The sequence below is a fragment of the Streptomyces sp. CT34 genome (assembly GCF_000805335.1).
GTDB lineage: Bacteria > Actinomycetota > Actinomycetes > Streptomycetales > Streptomycetaceae > Streptomyces.
The window spans coordinates 2,429,642-2,447,930 of the sequence record NZ_KN708638.1; the positions used below are offsets into that span (position 1 = coordinate 2,429,642).

General features: G+C 74.4%; 16 protein-coding genes. 8 read left to right on the plus strand and 8 right to left on the minus strand.

The window, feature by feature from the left end; all coding sequences use genetic code 11:
* From RZ84_RS40915 to RZ84_RS10775, 3 genes are all read right to left on the minus strand, one after another.
* Positions 1 to 499 (minus strand): reverse transcriptase-like protein (locus tag RZ84_RS40915; protein WP_241777652.1); only part of this gene is annotated, 499 nt, incomplete at its 3' end.
* Positions 500 to 502: 3 nt separating this feature from the next.
* Entirely contained in the window at positions 503 to 1,246 is a 744-nt protein-coding gene (locus RZ84_RS10770; RefSeq protein WP_078893681.1) for a zinc ribbon domain-containing protein, read from the minus strand.
* Positions 1,243 to 2,118 carry a Nif3-like dinuclear metal center hexameric protein gene (locus RZ84_RS10775; RefSeq protein WP_043264138.1) on the minus strand — a complete coding sequence of 292 codons (876 nt, stop codon included), beginning with the start codon at positions 2,116 to 2,118 and terminating at the stop codon, positions 1,243 to 1,245. Before RZ84_RS10775 ends, RZ84_RS10770 begins: the two co-directional genes overlap by 4 nt.
* Before the next feature lie 604 nt (positions 2,119 to 2,722).
* Here RZ84_RS10775 and RZ84_RS10780 point away from each other — a divergent pair.
* Positions 2,723 to 4,081 carry a hypothetical protein gene (locus tag RZ84_RS10780; RefSeq protein ID WP_052229873.1) on the plus strand — a complete coding sequence of 453 codons (1,359 nt, stop codon included), beginning with the start codon at positions 2,723 to 2,725 and terminating at the stop codon, positions 4,079 to 4,081.
* Positions 4,082 to 4,137: 56 nt separating this feature from the next.
* Positions 4,138 to 4,308, plus strand: coding sequence for a hypothetical protein (locus tag RZ84_RS39645; RefSeq protein ID WP_198539967.1), 171 nt, complete (start codon positions 4,138 to 4,140; stop codon positions 4,306 to 4,308).
* A 105-nt stretch (positions 4,309 to 4,413) separates the two neighbouring features.
* Here RZ84_RS39645 and RZ84_RS10785 read toward each other — a convergent pair whose 3' ends face one another.
* The 3 genes from RZ84_RS10785 to RZ84_RS10795 all read right to left on the minus strand — a co-directional run bounded on the left by RZ84_RS10785 (position 4,414) and on the right by RZ84_RS10795 (position 7,493).
* Positions 4,414 to 5,343, minus strand: coding sequence for a 3-oxoacyl-ACP reductase (locus tag RZ84_RS10785; RefSeq protein WP_043264139.1), 930 nt, complete (start codon positions 5,341 to 5,343; stop codon positions 4,414 to 4,416).
* A gap of 78 nt (positions 5,344 to 5,421) precedes the next feature.
* Positions 5,422 to 6,498, minus strand: coding sequence for a Zn-dependent alcohol dehydrogenase (locus tag RZ84_RS10790; RefSeq protein WP_043264140.1), 1,077 nt, complete (start codon positions 6,496 to 6,498; stop codon positions 5,422 to 5,424).
* 110 nt (positions 6,499 to 6,608) lie between these two features.
* A complete protein-coding gene (locus RZ84_RS10795; RefSeq protein ID WP_043264141.1) occupies positions 6,609 to 7,493 on the minus strand; it encodes a MaoC/PaaZ C-terminal domain-containing protein in 885 nt (294 codons plus the stop codon).
* A gap of 533 nt (positions 7,494 to 8,026) precedes the next feature.
* Here RZ84_RS10795 and RZ84_RS10800 point away from each other — a divergent pair.
* The gene (locus RZ84_RS10800; protein ID WP_052229874.1) at positions 8,027 to 9,379 is read left to right on the plus strand and encodes a histidine kinase; all 1,353 of its coding nucleotides are present in this window, start codon (positions 8,027 to 8,029) and stop codon (positions 9,377 to 9,379) included.
* Positions 9,376 to 9,981, plus strand: a complete 606-nt coding sequence (locus RZ84_RS10805) for a response regulator transcription factor (RefSeq protein WP_043264142.1) — start codon at positions 9,376 to 9,378, stop codon at positions 9,979 to 9,981. The genes RZ84_RS10800 and RZ84_RS10805 overlap by 4 nt, the downstream gene beginning before the upstream one ends.
* Before the next feature lie 52 nt (positions 9,982 to 10,033).
* Here the strand turns inward: RZ84_RS10805 and RZ84_RS10810 are convergent, their stop codons facing one another.
* Positions 10,034 to 11,479, minus strand: a complete 1,446-nt coding sequence (locus RZ84_RS10810; protein WP_043264143.1) for an MFS transporter — start codon at positions 11,477 to 11,479, stop codon at positions 10,034 to 10,036.
* A gap of 304 nt (positions 11,480 to 11,783) precedes the next feature.
* Positions 11,784 to 13,970 (minus strand): acyl-CoA dehydrogenase, encoded by a 2,187-nt coding sequence (locus tag RZ84_RS10815; RefSeq protein WP_043264144.1) that lies wholly within the window; start codon positions 13,968 to 13,970, stop codon positions 11,784 to 11,786.
* Positions 13,971 to 14,326: 356 nt separating this feature from the next.
* Here RZ84_RS10815 and RZ84_RS10820 point away from each other — a divergent pair, with 356 nt between their 5' ends.
* From RZ84_RS10820 to RZ84_RS10835, 4 genes are all read left to right on the plus strand, one after another.
* A complete protein-coding gene (locus RZ84_RS10820; RefSeq protein WP_043264145.1) occupies positions 14,327 to 14,986 on the plus strand; it encodes a class I SAM-dependent methyltransferase in 660 nt (219 codons plus the stop codon).
* Between the two features lie 19 nt (positions 14,987 to 15,005).
* Complete coding sequence (locus RZ84_RS10825; protein WP_043264146.1) at positions 15,006 to 15,914, plus strand: N-acetylmuramoyl-L-alanine amidase; 909 nt, start codon at positions 15,006 to 15,008, stop codon at positions 15,912 to 15,914.
* Between the two features lie 226 nt (positions 15,915 to 16,140).
* Positions 16,141 to 16,944 (plus strand): hypothetical protein, encoded by an 804-nt coding sequence (locus tag RZ84_RS10830; protein WP_043269581.1) that lies wholly within the window; start codon positions 16,141 to 16,143, stop codon positions 16,942 to 16,944.
* 164 nt (positions 16,945 to 17,108) lie between these two features.
* A complete protein-coding gene (locus RZ84_RS10835; protein WP_043264147.1) occupies positions 17,109 to 18,119 on the plus strand; it encodes an LLM class F420-dependent oxidoreductase in 1,011 nt (336 codons plus the stop codon).
* Positions 18,120 to 18,289 lie beyond the last annotated feature (170 nt).

Here is an 18,289-nt window from a genome sequence, read left to right on the forward strand (position 1 = left end):
GGTCCGCGGCGCGCGCCGCGGCGCTGCGGGCGGGCGCCCCGGCGGTGGCCAGTGCCGCCCGGGAGTCGCGCGCCTCCCACTGCTTGCCGTTCTTGCCCGCGTCCATCGCCTCGTTGGCGAGCCGGTCGGCGTGCTTGTTCTTCTCCCGGGGGATCCACTCGTAGCTGACCCGGTCCGCGGGGAAGACCGTCTTCGCCTCGGCGGCCAGCGGCTTCATGTCCGGGTGCTTGATCTTCCAGCGGCCCGACATCTGCTCGACGACGAGCTTGGAGTCCATCCGGACGTGGACGGTGGCCTGCGGGTCCAGCGCGTGCGCGGCGCGCAGCCCGGCCAGCAGGCCCTTGTACTCGGCGACGTTGTTGGTCGCGGTGCCGATGAACTCGGCGGCCTCGGCCAGCGCCTCGCCCGTCGCCGGGTCCAGGACCACCGCGCCGTAGCCGGCCGGGCCGGGGTTGCCCCGGGAGCCGCCGTCCGCTTCGACGATCAACTTGCGCGCCATGGCCTACAGGCCCGAGTCGGGCGTACGGACCAGGATGCGGCCGCAGTTCTCGCACCGCACGACGGCGTCGGCGGCGGCGGCCCGGACCTCGTTGAGCTCGGTGATGTTCAGCTCCAGCCGGCAGCCCTCGCAGCGGCGCTGGTAGAGGCGGGCCGCGCCGACGCCGCCCTCCTTGGCGCGGATCCGGTCGTAGAGCTTGACCAGTGCCTCCGGGATGTCGGCGACGGTCAGTTCGCGCTCCTTGGTGACGCTGGCGGCCTCGGCGTCGATCTCGGCGTAGGCGGCGTCCCGGCGGGCGGTGGCATCGTCGACCTTGGCCTGGATGGCCGCGACCCGGCCGGTGAGCTCGGCGGCCCGCTCCTGAGCGGCCTCGCGGCGCTCCATGACCTCCAGTACGACGTCCTCCAAGTCGCCCTGGCGCTTGGCCAGCGAGGCCAGTTCGCGCTGGAGGTTCTCCAGGTCCTTCGGGGAGGTGACGGCGCCGGAGTCCAGGCGCTTCTGGTCGCGGGCGGCGCGCTGGCGCACCTGGTCCACGTCCTGCTCCGCCTTGGTCTGCTCGCGGCTGGTGTCGCTCTCCTCGGTCTGCGCGGCGACGAGCAGGTCGCGCTGCTGGGTGAGGTCGGCCTCCAGGGTCGTCAGCTCGGCCAGCTCGGGGAGGTTCTTGCGCCGGTGCGCGAGCTGGGTGAGCCGGACGTCCAGGCTCTGGACGTCGAGAAGGCGGATCTGGTCGGCGGGCGCGGCGTTCAGCGTGGGGCTCCTGTGGTGTGGGAATTGTCAGGGGGGCTGGTGAGCGGGGCGGACGCCGCGTGGGCGGTCCAGGGGTCGGTGACCGTACGGGAGACATGCGTGCGCAGTCCCCAGCCGTGCCGGTCGGAGACCGCGTCGAGCTGGGCCGCGGCCTGCTCGCACCACGGCCATTCGGTGGCCCAGTGGGCCGCGTCCAGCAGCGCCAACGGGCTGTGCTGGGTGGCCTCGGAGGCCGGGTGGTGGCGCAGGTCGGCGGTGAGGAACGCGTCCACGCCGGCCGCCCGTACGTCGTCGAAGAGGCTGTCGCCGGAGCCGCCGGAGACCGCGAGGGTCCGGATCTCGCGATCCGGGTCGCCGGCCGCCCGGATGCCCTGCGCGGTGGCCGGCAGGCGGGCGGCGGCGTACCCGGCGAGCTCGGACAGCCGCATCGGGTGCGGGAGTTCACAGATCCGGCCCAGGCCGCGGCGGCCGGCCGGATCGCTCGCGTCCGGCACCAGGGGGCGCAGGATCCGCAGGTCCAGTGCGCCGGCCAGGGCGTCGGAGACACCGGGGTCGGCGGTGTCGGCGTTGGTGTGCGCGACGTGCAGGGCGATGTCGTGCTTGATGAGGCTGTGCACGACCCGGCCCTTGAAGGTCGAGGCCGCGACCGTCGTCGTCCCGCGCAGGTAGAGCGGGTGGTGGGTGACGAGGAGGTCGGCGCCGAGCTGCACCGCCTCGTCGGCGATCTCCTGCACCGGGTCGACGGCGAACAGCACCCGGCGGACCTCGGCGTCGGGGTCGCCGCAGACGGTGCCGACGGCGTCCCATCCTTCGGCCCGCTCGGGGGGCCAGAGGACGTCGAGCGCGGCGAGGACTTCAGACAGTGCGGGCACGGGGGGAAGGTTACCTCTCACCCGTGCCACCGCACCGCCCCGCGGTCCACCAAGGGCGCCCGGCACCGGGTGCGCGCGGGTCGGTGCCCGACGGGGAAGCCGCGCAGGTCGTCCAGGACGCTGCCGGCGGCGGTGACCGGGTTTCTTCGCCCTGGCCTCGTAGGCGGCGAGCTTCGCCCGGGCCCCGGAGGTCTTGTCGAGGGCGGCGGCGTTGAGCGGGACGTTCTGCTTGCGGGTGAAGCCGGGGCGGATCGGGAAGATGGCCGGGGCGATCCTGTCCGGCTTCGCGGTCTCCTCGGCGGCCCTGCCGGAGTCCTTGCCGCGCCGAAGTCCTCGCCGCCCTGGGCGACGGACATGGCGCCGGCGCCGTGGTCACACACTCCAGGCCGGATCGGCTGCCACCGGCCACCGGACGCGGCGCTCCGGCGCCCCGGCGACAACTCAGGGCGACCTGACCTCACGCATCCTCGAAGCACGAGGCACAACCACCCCACCCAGCACCGGCGAACCGGACAATCGCCACCCTTATGCGTGAAGACCGGCAACTGTCGTTGATCGGCCCGAAATGCGAAAACTAACGTCCCTCCACTGGAGGTGGCAACCGATGACGATCTGTGCCAGTGAGGACGCCACATCGCTCGACAGCCCGCACCGCGCGGCGCTGACGATCGCCGCCGACGGCTCGTACGCCGCCCGGCTCGCGCGTCACGACGACGCCGCCGGGAGCTGGTTTCCGGAGCGCTGGACGATCGGCGGCCCGGAGCCGTACGCGGTCCCGCTGCCGGGCAGTCAGCCCGAGGAGCCGGACAGCGAACTGCTGCCGCTCGCGGACGGCCGGGTGCTGATCCTGCGCCGCGTCGCCGACCGCTTCACCGTCTCGCTGCTCTACCCGACCGGCCCCGGGACCCGGGAAGTCCTGCTCGGCACCGTACCGGCGGACACCCTGACGCTGCTGCCACCCACCCCGCGCGGGACGCTCGGCTATGCACTGGCGCCCGGCGTGCGGGACACCGCGCTGTGGCTGGTGCACGGCGGCGCGGCCGGGCCGGAGCGGGTCGCCGTGGTGCCGGGGCGCTGCACGGGCGGCGCCTGGCTGGACCACGACGGGCGGCTGCTGGCGCTGGACCGGGAGCTGGACGGCCGGACCAAGACCGTGGTGGTCGATCTGGCGCGCGGCGGCCCGGCCAGTCCGCTGCTCCAGATCACCGAGGAGAGCAACGACCGGCTGCTGCTGGCCGATCCGGACAGCGGGCTGCTGCTCGTCCGGTCCGACGCCCCCGGGCACGACCGGCTGGGCTGGGGGGTGCTCGGCAGCAGCCTGCCGGTGCGCTTCCCGGAGTGCCTGCGGGCTCCCGATATGGCGGTGACGCCGTTCGCGGTGCAGCCGGGGCGGATGCTGCTGCCGGAGAGCTGTGCGGTGGCGTTCCGGATCGACGCCGCGAGCGGGACGTGGCTGGGCGTATGGCAGCCCGCGGGGCGGCGGTTGCGGCAGTTCCGGGTGCCGGCGGGCTGGCTGGCGGGGGCCGGGCTGTGGACGCGGGACGGTGAACTCCTGCTGCCCTACGCGACGGACGCGGTGCCGTGCGGGGTGGCGCGGATGGCCGTACCGCTGGAGCCGGTCGCGGTGCCACTGACGGTGCCGACCGCCGCCCCGTCCGCCGTGCCGCCCGCCCCGGCGGGCGGATCAGGAAGCACGCATTCCGGGGGCGGGATTGTCCCGGATGCTGCCCATACCGGCAACGACTCCACAGCATCTCCACATCCGAAGGCCGTCGACACGGAACCGAACAGCAGTCCCACGCATCCCCGAATGTGCAGGCCAGTGCCCCTGCAACAGGCACCTCTTGCGGCCCGGGAGGCCCGGTGGAGCGGTCAATCCCGCCCCGTTACTATTCGGGCGGGGGCTACGCAGCCGGTTGACCCGGCCACCGACAGCGCCGCACGGGTTTCGCCCCGGCGGTAGCTGGGGGAGGTCCCGACGCGTACAGCTGTAAGCGATCTGACGGAGTGACTCTTTCCATGTCCGAAGCCCGAACCGACACGACCCAGGCGCGCCCCCAGGAGGCATCCGCCCAGGCCGCCGAGGCCGCAGGCTCCGGCAAGCACCGCGGCCAGGCTTCCTCCAGCGAGGAGGCCCAGGCCGCCGTGCACGGCCGGCACCGCCGGGACCAGCAGGCGCAGACCGCCTGAGGACCCATCCGACGCCGACGGCCGTGGCCGCCGCACCGCTTCCCGCGGGCGAAGGCCACGGCCGTTTCCGCGCACGGACCGGTCCGCACCCGAACGGGCCGGCCGTCAGCCGTGCTTGAGGCCCAGCACCTCGCTCGCCGCGAAGGTCTCGTGCGCCGGGCGCCCGTCGTAGTACGGGGTCAGCAGGCCGTCCAGCTCCTCGTAGCTGAAGACCTCCCCGGCGGTGTCGAACTTGGCGGCGATCCGCGGGCGTTCGGCGATCGCCACCATCCCGCCGTGGACGACCAGCAGTTGGCCGTTGACCCGGGCCGCGGCCGGGGAGGCCAGGTAGCCGACCAGCGGCGCCACGTGCTCGGGTGCCAGCGGGTCGACGCCGCCGTCGTCCGGGGCCGGGAACCCGGCGAAGACGTCCTCGGTCATCCGGGTGCGGGCGCGCGGGCAGATCGCGTTCGCGGTCACGCCGTACTTGGCCAACGCCAGCGCCGTGGAGGTGGTGAGGCCGACGATGCCGCCCTTGGCCGCCGCGTAGTTGGGCTGGCCGGCCGAGCCGGCGAGGAACGCCTCGGACGAGGTGTTGACGATCCGCCCGTGGACCGGGCCGCCGGCCTCCTTGGAGCGGGCGCGCCAGTGCGCGGCGGCGAAGTGGGTGGTGTTGAAGTGCCCCTTGAGGTGGACGCGGATCACCGAGTCCCACTCGTCCTCGGTCATCGAGAACACCATCCGGTCCCGGAGGATCCCCGCGTTGTTGACCAGGATGTCCAGCCGGCCGTAGGTGTCGATCGCCAACTGGACGAGTGCGCCGGCCTGTTGGTGGTCGGCGACGTCGCCGAGGTGGGCGACCGCCTGCCCGCCCGCGGCGCGGATCGCCTCGGCGACCTCCTCGGCGGGGGCGGCTGAGGCGGTGCCCGAGCCTCCCCCAAGGTCGTTGACGACGACGCGGGCGCCGAGGCGGGCGAGTTCCAGGGCCTCGGCCCGGCCCAGACCGCGTCCGGCACCCGTGACGATCGCGGTCAGGCCCTCCAGTGGCTGTGCCATGCGTGTCCTCTCCTGTGCAGTCGTCCCGTACGGCGGTGCGGCGTCGGATCTCGATGCGGGTTCGGATCCCGATGCGGGTCAGATCTCGATACAGGTGCGGAGCGAGGTTCCCGAACGCATCTGGTCGAGGGCGTCGTTGACCTCGGCGAGCCGGACGCGGTGGGTGATCAGCCCTTCGAGGTCGATCCGGCCGGCCCGCCACAGCGCGATGGCCCGCTCGTAGGACCGCAGCACGTCGCCGCCCCCGTACAGCGACGGCAGGATCCGCTTCTCGTCGAAGAACAGCTCGAACATGTTGACCTGGAAGCTGTCGTCCAGCGCGCCCGCGCCGACCACGCACAGGGTGCCGCCGCGCCGGGTCGTCTCGTACGCGGTGCGGGCCGTGGCGGACCTGCCGACGACCTCGAAGACGTAGTCGAAGCCCTCACCACCGGTGATCCGGGCCTTGGCGTCGGCGAGTTCGTCCGGCGCGACGGCCTCGGTGGCGCCGAAGCGGAGGGCCGCCTCGCGGCGGGCGGCCACCGGGTCGACGGCGATGATCTGCGCGGCCCCGCAGGCCCGCGCGCCCTGGATGACGGAGATGCCGACGCCGCCGCAGCCGATCACCGCGACCGAGGACGCGGCCGCCACCCGCGCGGTGTTGAGGGCGGCGCCGAGGCCGGTGGTGACCCCGCAGCCGATCAGCGCGGCGATCTCGTACGGGACGTCGTCGGGGATGGGGACCGCGCAGTTGGCGGCCACCACGACCTCCTCGGCGAAGGTTCCGGTCCCGGCGAAACCGAAGACCTCCCCGCCGGGGCGCCGGAAGTTGGGCGTGCCGGCGTTCAGGAACCCGGCCAGGCACAGATGCGTCTGGCCGCGCTTGCAGGACGGGCAGCCGCCGCAGGCGGGCAGCCAGCACATCAGGACCCGGTCACCCTGCGTCAGGCCGGTGACCCCGTCGCCGACGTCGAGGATCTCGCCGGCGCCCTCGTGCCCGGGGACGAACGGCGCGGGCTGCGGCAGCACCCCGTTCATCGCGGAGAGATCGGAGTGGCACAGCCCGGTGGCCCGGATGCGGATCCGGACCTTCCCCGGCCCGAACCCCATCGCCTCGACGTCGTCGAGCACCTCGAGCTTGTCCTGTCCCGTCTCGTGCAGTACGGCTGCGCGCATGCGCACTCACGGCTCCTCTCGCGGCTTCACGGCAACTAGATGTGCGGCGGGCCCGCCGCGGCCCGTCGTGGCGGCCAGGGCCGGTCCGACCCTGGCCTATCGGACAGGGCCTAGCGGTACCCGATCACGGTGTCCGCCAGCACCGGCGCGTCGTCGCGGTCGGCCGAGGTGACCGACACCTGGAGGCGGCCCGCCTCGGGGGCGTCCCGCCAGACGCGGATGCGCAGCGTCTCCCCCGGGAAGACCACCCCGGCGAAGCGGGTGGTGTACGAGCGGACCCGTGTGACGTCGCCGCCCAGCGCCGTGTCGACGACCGCCTTCAGCGTGACCCCGTACGAGCACAGCCCGTGGAGGATCGGCCGGTCGAACCCGGCGAGCTTGGCGAACTCCGGGTCCGCGTGCAGCGGATTCCAGTCGCCGGACAGGCGGTAGAGCAGCGCCTGGTCCTCGCGGATGAGCCGCTCGGTGGTCAGGTCGGGCGCCCGCTCGGGCGGTTCGAGGCGTGCGGAGGGCCCGCGTTCGCCGCCGAAGCCGCCCTCGCCGCGGACGAAGATCTGCGTGTCGCAGGTCCACAACGGGCCGTCGCCGTCGGCCACTTCGGAGCGCAGCACGATGACGGCGGCCTTGCCCTTGTCGTGGACGGCGGGGACCGTCGAGGTCTGGGTGGCCCGGCCGCGGACGGGCAGCGGACGGTGCACGATGACGGTCTGCCCGCCGTGCAGGACGGCGGCCAGGTCGACGTCGATACCGGGGGCGGAGAGCCCGCCGGCGAGCGCCATGCCCCCGCCGGCGACGGTGGCGAAGCTGGGCAGGACGTGCAGCGCGCTCTCCAGGGTGTAGCGGAGCTCGTCCGGGTCGGTGGCGGGGTGCGGCTTCTCGGGGGTGGCCGCGCCGGCGCCGATGCCGAGGTGGTAGAGCTGGACGTCCTTGTGGTCCCAGGCGAGTTCGGTGGTCCGCGGCTCGGCGGAGGTGGCCTTGGCGGCGTCGATGGGCATCGGGGTGCTGCTCCTTCACCACGGTGTGAGACCCCGGCCCGGCCGTCCGCACCGTCGACCGTGCCGGGGTCGTATCGGGTCGGCGGACCGCGTCCGGCCGGCGCACCGGCACACTTCTAGAACGCGTTCTAACCGATGGCCCCATGTATAGCCGATGCGCGCCGCGGCCGGAAGTCCTCTGACGGGGAGTCAGGTCCGGGGTCGGGAGGCGGGCGCGGACGGGTCGCGGGGCGGTCCGGCGGGACGGTGGTGCGGTCCGGCGGGACGGTGGTGCGGTGCCGCCCGGCGGACCGTGACATTTGTCAGGGCGGATCCCGCACATTCGCATCTGCCACCCGGCGGCGGAGGCCCGTAGCGTCATGGGCACGACGCCGGTGGGGCGTCGGACGAGGACCAGGACGGCCGGCGGGCCGGGCGCACCGGCGCGACGGGCCGGGTGGCGGTGCCGGTCGCCGGCTGGCACTCTTCGGCGGTTACGCGGTGTTCGCGTACCGCCGGGCGGCCCGCTCGGTGTGAGGAACGGCGTGAGGCAGATGGCACAGCAGCGGAGATGGGGCGCGATGCCCGGCGGCAGCAGCGGAAACGGCGGCAGCGGCGACGGTCAGGGGTCGTGCGCGGCGCTGCCGAAGCGGGGCGAGCGGCAGATGAAGGGACCCAACCGGTACACCTTCCTGCCCTGGCTGCTGATGGGACTGGGGGCGTTCTCCAACATCATCCAGGGCAGGACCGACCACCCGGTGCTGGCCGGCGCCGGAATCCTGGCCTTCAACTCCCTCTACGTCAGCGTCGTCTTCTCCTCCTTCAACCCCCGCAGGCGCGACACCCGTTACCCGCTCTACGCCCTGGCCGCGCTGACCGCCGTCACCTTCGCCATCGCGCTCGGCTTCCAGGGCGACTGGTTCCTGTTCTTCCCGCTGCTGTCGCTGGCCTCCGGTACGGTGCGCGCACTGCGCGGCCGGCCCCTGGGCATCTGGCTGATCGCGCTCAGCGGCTCGGCCGGCTTTCTGTCCGGCTGGGTCGATCACAGCCCGTCCGGCTCGTTCGGCATCGGCTACGCCACGTTCCTGTCCGGCATGGTGACGGCGACGGTCCTCAGCCTCTTCGACACGATCCAGGAGCTGCGGACCACCCGTCAGGAACTGGCACGCAGCGCCGTGGAGCGGGAGCGGCTGCGGTTCTCCCGCGATCTGCACGACCTGCTGGGCCACACCCTGTCCGTGGTGGTGGTCAAGGCCGAGGCGGTCCGCCGGCTGGCGCCGCGCAACCTCGATGCCGCGCTGGCCCAGGCCGCCGACATCGAGGCGGTCGGCCGGCAGGCGCTGACCGAGATCCGCGAGGCGGTCACCGGCTACCGCGAGGGCAGCCTCGGCACCGAGCTGGACCGGGCCCGTTCGGCGCTGGAGGCGGCCGGCATCGACCCCGTGGTACGGCTGTCCGGGCCGCCGCTGCCCGCGCAGGCCGAGGCGCTGCTGGGCTGGGTGGTCCGCGAGGGCGTGACCAACACCGTGCGGCACAGCGGCGCCACCCGCTGCGAGATCGCACTGCACGCCGACGACGACCGGGCCCGGCTGACGATCACGGACGACGGCCGCGGTCCCGTAGGCTCCGGTGCTGCCGGACCGGACGGTTCCGCCGTGCCGCGGGGCGGCCCGGACGACGCGGCCGACCCGGCTGACCCGGCTGACCCGGCTGACCCGGCTGACCCGGCCGGCGGCAACGGCCGCGGCCCCGTGGGCGGTACCGGCCTGAAGGGGCTGGCCGAGCGGCTGGCCGCGGCGGGCGGCACGCTGCGCAGCGGTCCCGATGGCCGGCGCGGCTTCCGCGTGACCGCCGAACTGCCGGTGGGCGCGGGTGACATGGCGGATGCGGAGGAGTTGACCAGGTGATCAAGGTCCTGCTGGCGGAGGACCAGGGAATGATGCGGGGCGCGCTGGCGCTGCTGCTCGACCTGGAGGAGGACATGGAGGTCGTCGCCCAGGTCCCGGCGGGCGATCAGATCGTCGATGCGGCGCTGGCCGCCCGGCCCGATGTGGCGCTGCTGGACATCGAACTCCCGGGCCGCAGCGGGCTGGACGCCGCCGCCGATCTGCGCGCGCAGCTGCCGTCGTGCAAGGTGCTGATCGTGACGACGTTCGGCCGGCCCGGCTATCTGCGCCGTGCCATGGAGGCCGGGGCGTCCGGCTTCCTGGTGAAGGACGGGCCGGTGGAGGACCTGGCGGCGGCGATCCGCCGGGTCCTCGCCGGTGAGCAGGTCATCGACCCCGGGCTGGCCGCGGCGGCACTGAGCGCCGGCCCCAACCCGCTGACCCGGCGCGAACGCGATGTGCTCACCGCGGCCGTGGACGGCGCGACGGTCGCCGATATCGCCGGCAGGCTGCACCTGTCCCAGGCCACCGTCCGCAACTACCTCTCGGCGGCCATCGGCAAGACCGGCACCCGCAACCGCATGGAGGCCGTACGGGCGGCCCGCCGCAACGGCTGGCTGTAGCGGCGGGGCGGAGCTGGCGCCGGGGGCAGGCACTTGGCCCCCGGCCGGGAGGTCACCCCTGGGCGGCCCCCGCACGGCGGCGCGGCAGGGCGAGCAGCATCAGCACGACGGAGGCCACCAGCACGATCGCGCCGGACCCGAAGGCGAGCCCGTAGCCGCTCGCCAGCGCGGTCCGGCCGTGGCCCTCGGCGATCTTTGCGGCGGCGATGGTGGAGAGGACCGACAGGCCCAGCGCGCCGCCCATTTGACGGGAGGTGTTGATCAGTCCGGAGACCAGGCCCTGGTCGGCCGGGTCCGCGCCGGAGGTGGCGATGGCCGCGGTCGGTGTCGCGGTCATTCCGGCGCCCAGCGCCATCAGCACGCCGGGGCCGAGGATCGTGCCCAGGTACGTCCCGTCGGCGGTCATGGTGCTCTGCCACAGCATGCCGCAGAGCGAGATCGCCGCGCCGGTGACGGCCAGCGTCTTGGCGCCGAGCCGGTTCATCAGCCGCGGGGCGAGCTTCGAGCCCAGCACGATGCAGAGCGAGTGCGGGATGAAGGAGAGCCCGGCCTCAAGTGGCGTGTAGGAGAGGACGTTCTGGGTGTAGAGGGACAGGAAGTACCACATGGAGAACATCGCGGCGCCGGCCAGCACCATCGCCGCGTTCGCCGACGAGACCGAGCGTAGCCGGAAGAGCCCCAGCGGCATCAGCGGGGCCTTGGCGCGCGCCTCGACGGCGACGAAGACCGCGACCACCAGAAGCCCGGCGGCCAGCGGCAGCAGCGCGGCGGCCGACCCCCAGCCGTGCGTCTCGGTCTGCACGATCCCGTACGCCATCAGCCCGAGCCCGCAGGTCACCAGCAGCGCGCCGGGCACGTCCAGCCGCCGCGCGGCGCCCTGCCGGCTCTCGGTGAGCCAGGTCACCGCCCCGGCCAGGACCAGCGCCCCGACGGGCACGTTGATCAGCAGCACCCAGCGCCACGACAGGTACTGGACGAGCACCCCGCCGACCAGACCGCCCACCGCGCCGCCGCCCGCGCCGACCGCGGTCCAGGTGGCGATGGCGCGGGTACGGGCCGGGCCGGCCGGGAACGACGTGGTGAGGATGGTCAGCGTCGCCGGGGAGAGCACCGCGGCGCCGACGCCCTGGACGGTGCGGGCCGCGATCAACTGCCAGGGCTGCTGGGCGAGTCCGCCGGCCAGGCTCGCGACGGTGAAGAGCGCCAGCCCGAGGACGAAGATGCGCTTGCGGCCGAAGATGTCGGCGGCCCGGCCGCCGAGCAGCATGAAGCCCGCGAAGGTGATCACGTAGGCGTTGACGATCCACTGGAGGCCCAGTTCCGACAGTCCCAGGCCGGAACGCATGGCGGGCAGCGCCACGTTCACGACGGAGACGTCCAGGATGACCAGGAACTGCCCGGCGCAGACCAGCAGCATCACCAGCCAGTACGGCGCCGCCGCCCGGCGTGGGGCGGCGGACTGCGTGGAAGAGGTGGCTATCGGGGGCATGCGGACCATGCTCGCACCCGCCGCGCGCCCGGCGCATCGGGATATCGGTGCACGGTGCATCTGCCGAACGCCCTAGGTCCGGAGGCGTAGGACGCGCCCCAGGAGCGCGCCCCATACGTTTCTCTCTCCCCCTCCCCTCACTTCCGCAGCAGCGTCACCACCGCCGCGCCGCCCGGCCCGATGCTGTGGGCCGGGCCGACCCGGGCGCCGGGTACCCGGCGCCCGCCCGCCGTTCCGCGCAGCTGCCATACCGGTTCGGCGGTCCGGGCCAGGCCGGTCGCGCCCAGCGGGTGGCTTGGAGAGCCTCCTGGGGTCAGATGAGGGGGCGGGGCTCCGGGTCCCGCGGCAGGCCCAGCAGCCGTTCCGCGATGACATTGCGCTGGACCTGGCTCGTGCCGCCGGCGATGGTCAGGCAGCGGGACATCAGGAAGTCGTGCAGGGCCCGTTCGCCGGCGCCCTCGCGCACCGCGCCGGCCGGGCCGAGGAGTTCCAGCGCCAGTTCGGCGACCTTCTGCTGGTGGTCGGTCTGCACCAGCTTGCGGATGCCGGCGCCGGGGCCCGGCTCCAGGCCCGACACCTGCTGGAGCGTGCTGCGCAGCCCGATGCAGCCCAGCGCATGCGCCTCGGCGGCCAGCGCACCGACCCGCGCCCGCACCGCCGCGTCCAGTCCGGCGGTGCGGTCGAGGAGCGTTTCGAGCCCGGTGTCGAAGGTCAACTGGTCGGCCATGTGGACGCGTTCGTTGTCCAACGTGGTGCGGGCGACCCGCCAGCCGTCGCCGGCCCGGCCGACCACCGCGTCCGCCGGCAGCAGCACATCGTCGAAGTAGACCTCGTTGAAGAGGGCGTCCCCGGTGATCTCCTTCAGGGGGCGGACGTCGATCCCGGGGGTCTTCATGTCGACGAGGAAGAACGTCAGGCCGCGGTGCTTGGGCGCGTCGGGGTCGGTGCGGGCGAGCAGGATGCCGTGGTCGGCCCACTGGGCGGCCGAGATCCAGACCTTCTGGCCGTTGATCCGCCAGCCGCCGCCCTCGGCCGGCGTCGCGCGGGTGCGCAGCGAGGCCAGGTCCGAGCCGGCCTCCGGCTCGGAGAAGAGCTGGCACCACAGGAGGTCGCCGCGCAGCGTCGGCGGCAGATACCGCCGCTGCTGGGCGGTGGTTCCGTGGGCGAGGAGCGAGGGGACCACCCAGGTGGCGATGCCGAGATCGCCGATCCGGACGCCGGCGGCGGCCAGTTCCTGCTGGATCGCCAGCTGCTGGACGGGGCCCGCGGCCAGTCCGTAGGGCTCGGGGAGGTGGGGTGCCGCATAGCCGGTGGGGGCCAGGGCGCGGCGGGCGGCGGCCGGGTCCAGGCCGCGGACGCCGTCGATCACGCCGCGGGCCCGCTCCCGGAACGCGTCCGCCGTGGCCGGGAGTTCCAGCCGGAGCGCACGGCGGGCGCCGCCGGCGGCGTGGCGGGCGGCCCGCAGCCGGTGGCGGTCGCCGTCGCCGAGGAGTTGGCGGGCGGTGACCGCGCGGCGCAGATGGAGATGGGCGTCGTGCTCCCAGGTGAAGCCGATGCCGCCGAGGATCTGGATGCAGTCCTTGGCGCAGCCGACCGCGGCGTCCAGGGCGGTCGCGGTGGCCAGCGCGGCGACCAGCCCGCGCACCCCGGGCGGTTCGTCCAGCGCGCGGGCCGCGTCCCAGACCAGCGCACGGGCCTGCTCGCAGCGCACGAGCATGTCGGCGCAGCGGTGCTTGACGCCCTGGAACCGGCCGATCGGGCGGCCGAACTGCTCGCGCACCGCGGCGTGTTCGGCGGCGGTGTGCACCGCCCAGGCGGCGGTGCCGCACGCCTCCGCGGCGGTCAGCACGCCGGCCAGGTCGTGGACCAGGGCGCCGTCGAGGGCCAGCCGCCGGCCGCCGGGGACCGGCACGCGGTCCGCGCGCACCTCGGCGACCGGCCGCGTGGGGTCGGCGCTGTCCTGGGTGCGGACCGAGAGGGAGCCGGCGTCGACGGCCAGCCAGACCTCGCCGGCGGGGCGCTGCGCGGCCAGCACGAGCAGATCGGCGTCGGCGCCGGCCAGGACCGGTGGCGCGGCGCCGTCGAGCACGTAGCCGTCGGCGTCCGCCGTGGCGGTGAGCGAGCCGGCGCCGAGGGCGACGGCGGCGATGCGTTCGCCGGTGGCCAGGGCCCGTACGAGGTCCCGGGGCGCGCCGCCGCGGTGCAGCAGTCCGGCGGCGAGGACGGTGGGCAGATAGGGCCCGGGGAGCGCGGCGCGGCCGAACTCCTCCAGGACGACGGCGAGATCGAGCGGGGTGCCGCCACCCCCGCCGTCGGCCTCCGGGAGGTGCGGGCCGAGCAGGCCCTGGGCGGCGAGTCCGTCCCAGTACGCGGGCCGGCCGGGGCGCGCGGGCCCGGTGTCGAGGAGCTTGCGCACCTCGCCGGGCGGCACGGCGCGGGCGGCCCAGCCACGGGCCGCCTCGGCCAGGTCATGGTGGTCCTGTGTGATTCCGATGCCCATGGCTGGGCAGAGTAGAACACGTTTCAACCTGATGGAAGGTCAGGTGGCGGCGGGGGCGGACGCCGCGCGGGCACCGGGGTGGTCGGCAGAAGCGGTACGGACCGGGCGGAATTGGCACGGATGCGAACCGGAAACGGCCGGGTGAATTCCCGTGCGGACCGTTCCGCCATTCCGTTCGCCCGCCGGCTCCGCCGCCCGGCGGGCGAATTCGCCGCATTCCCGGGTCCCGCCGCGGACGCCGGAAACACCCGCCGGCACAACGTCCGGCCGGCGAAATGCGAACCCCCGTTCCGATATCGCTCGCGGCATACGGCACGATGAGCCACTGACCGCCGCCGCACACCAGGAGGACGCGCATGACCGCCCCCACGGCTCCGACAGCTCCCCGGCCGGAGATCCTCGCCGCGTTCGAGGCGGCGAAGGGCTTCATGCCGGCGGACGAAGGGCGCGCGCTGTACGCGGCGGCCACCGAGGCGGCGGCGCTCGGGCTGCCGCTGGTGGAGGTCGGCACCTATTGCGGGCGCTCCACGATCCTGCTCGCCGACGCCGCCCGCGCGGCCGGCGTGGTGGCCGTCACCGTCGACCACCACCGGGGCAGCGAGGAGCAGCAGCCGGGCTGGGAGTACCACGACCCCGAGGTCGTCGACCCGGTGGTCGGGCGGATGGACACCCTGCCCGCCTTCCGCCGCACCCTGCACGCCGCGGGCCTGGAGGACCACGTGATCGCCCTGGTGGGCCGGTCGCCGCAGGCCGCGGCCCTGTGGCAGGCGCCGGTGGGCCTGGTGTTCATCGACGGCGGGCACACCGACGAGCACGCCACCGCCGACTACGAGGGCTGGGCCCCGCACGTCGCGCCCGAGGGCCTGCTGGTCATCCACGACGTCTTCGCGGACCCGGCGGACGGCGGCCAGGCCCCGTACCGGATCTACCGCAGGGCCCTGGCGTCCGGCGCGTTCACCGAGGTCGCGGCGCACCGCTCGCTGCACGTCCTGCGCCGCACCGGCCCCGGAATCTGAGCGGGCTACGATCGCGAACGTGTCGAACGGCAGTACCTTCCCCCCGCCCCGCCGCCGCCTGCGCGGCACCCTGCTGATCGCGCTGGCCGCCGTGGTGGCCGTCGGCGCCGCGGGCTGGCTGGTCTGGCGGTCGCCGGGCGGCGGCCCGCAGCGCGCCGGGACGTCCGCCGCCGGCTCCCCGTCACCCGACCCCAAGGGCGGACCCGCAGGACCGTCGACCGGCTCCCCCTCCGGCCACCCGGGCGGCCCGCACGCCGGCCTCAAGGGCAGGACGGTGCTGCTCGACCCCGGCCACAACCCGACCAACCAGGACCACACCCGACAGATCGCCCGCCTCGTGGACATCGGCAACGACCGCAAGGAGTGCGACACCACCGGCACCTCGACCGACGACGGCTACGCCGAGGCGTCCTTCACCCTCGACGTCGCCCGGCGCACCCGGACTCTCCTCCAGGCGGAGGGCGCCAAGGTCGTCTTCACCCAGGACGGCGACCGGCCCTACGGCCCGTGCGTGGACGAGCGCGCCGCCATCGGCAACGCCGCGCACGCCGACGCCGCCGTCTCCATCCACGCCGACGGCTCGGCCGTGGGCAACCGCGGCTTCCACGTCATCCTCCCGGCCCCGGTCAAGGCCGGCGCCGCCGACACCTCCGCGATCACCGGCCCCTCGCGGGAGCTGGGCGAGCGGCTGGCCGGGCGGTTCGTGGCGGCGACCGGAAGCGCCCCGTCCAATTACGTCGGCCACGGGACGGGCCTCGACACCCGCTCCGACCTCGGCGGTCTCAACCTCTCGACGGTGCCGAAGGTGTTCATCGAGTGCGGCAACATGCGCGACCCGAAGGACGCCGCGGAATTGACCGACGCCCAGTGGCGGCAGAAAGCGGCCCGCGGGATCGCGGAGGGCATCACGGACTTCTTGACGCGCTGACCGGACGTACCGACCGGACTTCCTGACGCGTCCCGTACCGGCACGCCGCCGGCTTCCGCCATCGTGACGGCCACGCCGATACCCGCGGGACGGTCCACAGGATTCGGGGCAGGGTTCCCCTTTACCATGGGGGGCCACCGCCGTGCCTCGCACCGCGCGCGCCAGCGACAGCGTCGACCGGAAACACGACGTCGACCAGAACACGAAACCGACAAAGGACCTCTACGTGAACATCCGCTCCCTCAGTCGAGGCGATGGCGTGGCGATCGGAGCAGCGGTGCTGCTGTTCATCGCCTCGTTCCTCAGCCTCAACTCGTCCGGCGTCATCGACATGAACGCCTGGCAATCGCTGCACCTGCTGATGAGCATCTTCCTCGCGGGTGTCATCGCCGCCGCGCTGATCGTGGTGGCCCGGGCGCTGCCGCAGCCGTGCAAGGTCGCCGGACTGGACCTCGGCCAGTTCGGTACGGCGCTGGCCGTCTTCGCCGCCTGGACCGCGTTCTGGGCGCTCATCGACAGCCCGGGGGGACCGGGCGCCGGCCTGATCCTCGGCCTGCTCGGCACGCTGGTCCTGGCGGGCACCGCGGTGGCCACCCCGCTCGTCCCGGCGCTCCAGGCCGCGCTGGTCAGCGCCCCCCGGCCGCCGGTCGCCCCGTACGGCGGCGCCGGCGCCACCCCGGGATACGGCTACCCGGGCGCCCCGCAGCAGGGCGGCTACGGCTACCCGGGCGGCCAGCACCAGCCGCAGCCCGCCCAGACCTACGGCCAGCAGGCCGCGGACGCCACGGCCGGCGGCGCGGCGGGCGCCACCCAGGCCGCCGGCAGCCCGGCCGACTTCGCCCCGTTCTGGTTCGCGGTACCGGTCGCCCGCCCGCTCTACAGCGAGGAGGGCAGCCCGTCGCCGATCGCCGAACTGGCCCCCGGCACCTGGTACCTGGCGGTGGAGCAGCGCGGCCAGGCGCTGATCGCGCAGACCCAGGACGGCCGGCGCGGCGTCCTCCAGGACACCACCGGCATCCAGCGCGGCTGACGCCGACCACCCGCACCGCGGTCCTTTCCGGCCTCCGGCCGGGCGGCCCCTCGCCCTCCAGGGCGGGGGGCCGTTGCCATGTCCGCGGCACGGCCGTACAGTTCGCAGGCCGTACCCGCACCTGACACCACATCAGCTATCGCCACCGTCGGAGGGCAGGCAGCATGCGACTCGGTCTGGCACTCGGCTACTGGGGGCGCGGCCCCGACCCCCGGCACCTCGAACTCGCCCGCGAGGCCGAGCGGCTGGGCTACGACTCGGTGTGGACCGCGGAGGCCTGGGGCTCGGACGCCTTCACCGCGCTCACCTGGATCGCCGCGCACACCTCCCGCATCAAACTGGGCACCGGCATCGCCCAGATGGCCGCCCGCACCCCCACGGCCACCGCGATGCACGCCCTCACCCTCGACCACCTCTCCGGCGGGCGGGTGCTGCTCGGCCTGGGGCTGTCGGGCCCGCAGGTCGTCGAGGGCTGGTACGGACGGCCGTTCCCCAAGAGCCCGCTGACCGCCACCCGGGAATACGTGGACGCCATCCGCCAAGTCCTGCACCGGCAGGGCCCGGTGGAGGTGGCCGGGCGCTTCTACCCGCACCCGTACCGCGGCCCGGACGGCACCGGCCTCGGCAAGCCCCTCAAGCCCATCACGCATCCGCTGCGCGCCACCCTCCCCGTCCTGCTGGGCGCCGAGGGCCCCCGGAACATCGCCCAGACCACCCGGATCGCGGACGGCTGGCTGCCGCTGTACTGGTCGCCGGTCCGCACCGAGGTCTACCGGGAGTCGCTGGCGAAGGCCCCGGACGGCTTTCTGATCGCCCCCATGGCGCGCGCCGTGGTCTGCGACGACCTCGCCGAGGGGCTGCTCCCCGTCAAGGCGATGCTCGGCTTCTACATCGGCGGCATGGGGCACGCGGCCAGGAACTTCCATGCCGACCTGATGGCACGGATGGGGTACGAGGAGGAGGCCCGCCGGATCCAGGAGCTGTTCCTCCAGGGCCGCAAGGAGGAGGCGGTACGCGCCGTACCGGACGCCTTCGCGGACGAGATCTCGCTCGTCGGGCCGCGCGAACGGATCGCGGAGCGGCTGGAGTTGTGGCGACAGGGCCCGGTCACCGACCTCCTGGTGACCGCCCCCGACCCCCAGACGCTGCGGGTGCTGGCCGAGCTGAACTCCTGACCGGCCGCCGCCACGGTGTAGGGGCGGCCGGTGTTGCGGGGTCTGTCCGGTGAGCGGGGGCGAGCCTGGTTTCCGGTTTCTGTCCGGTGGGTGGGGGCTGGTGTGGCCTCGGTTCCGCTCGGTGGGTGGGGGCGGGCCTGGTTTCCCGGTTCTGTCCGGTGGGTGGGGGC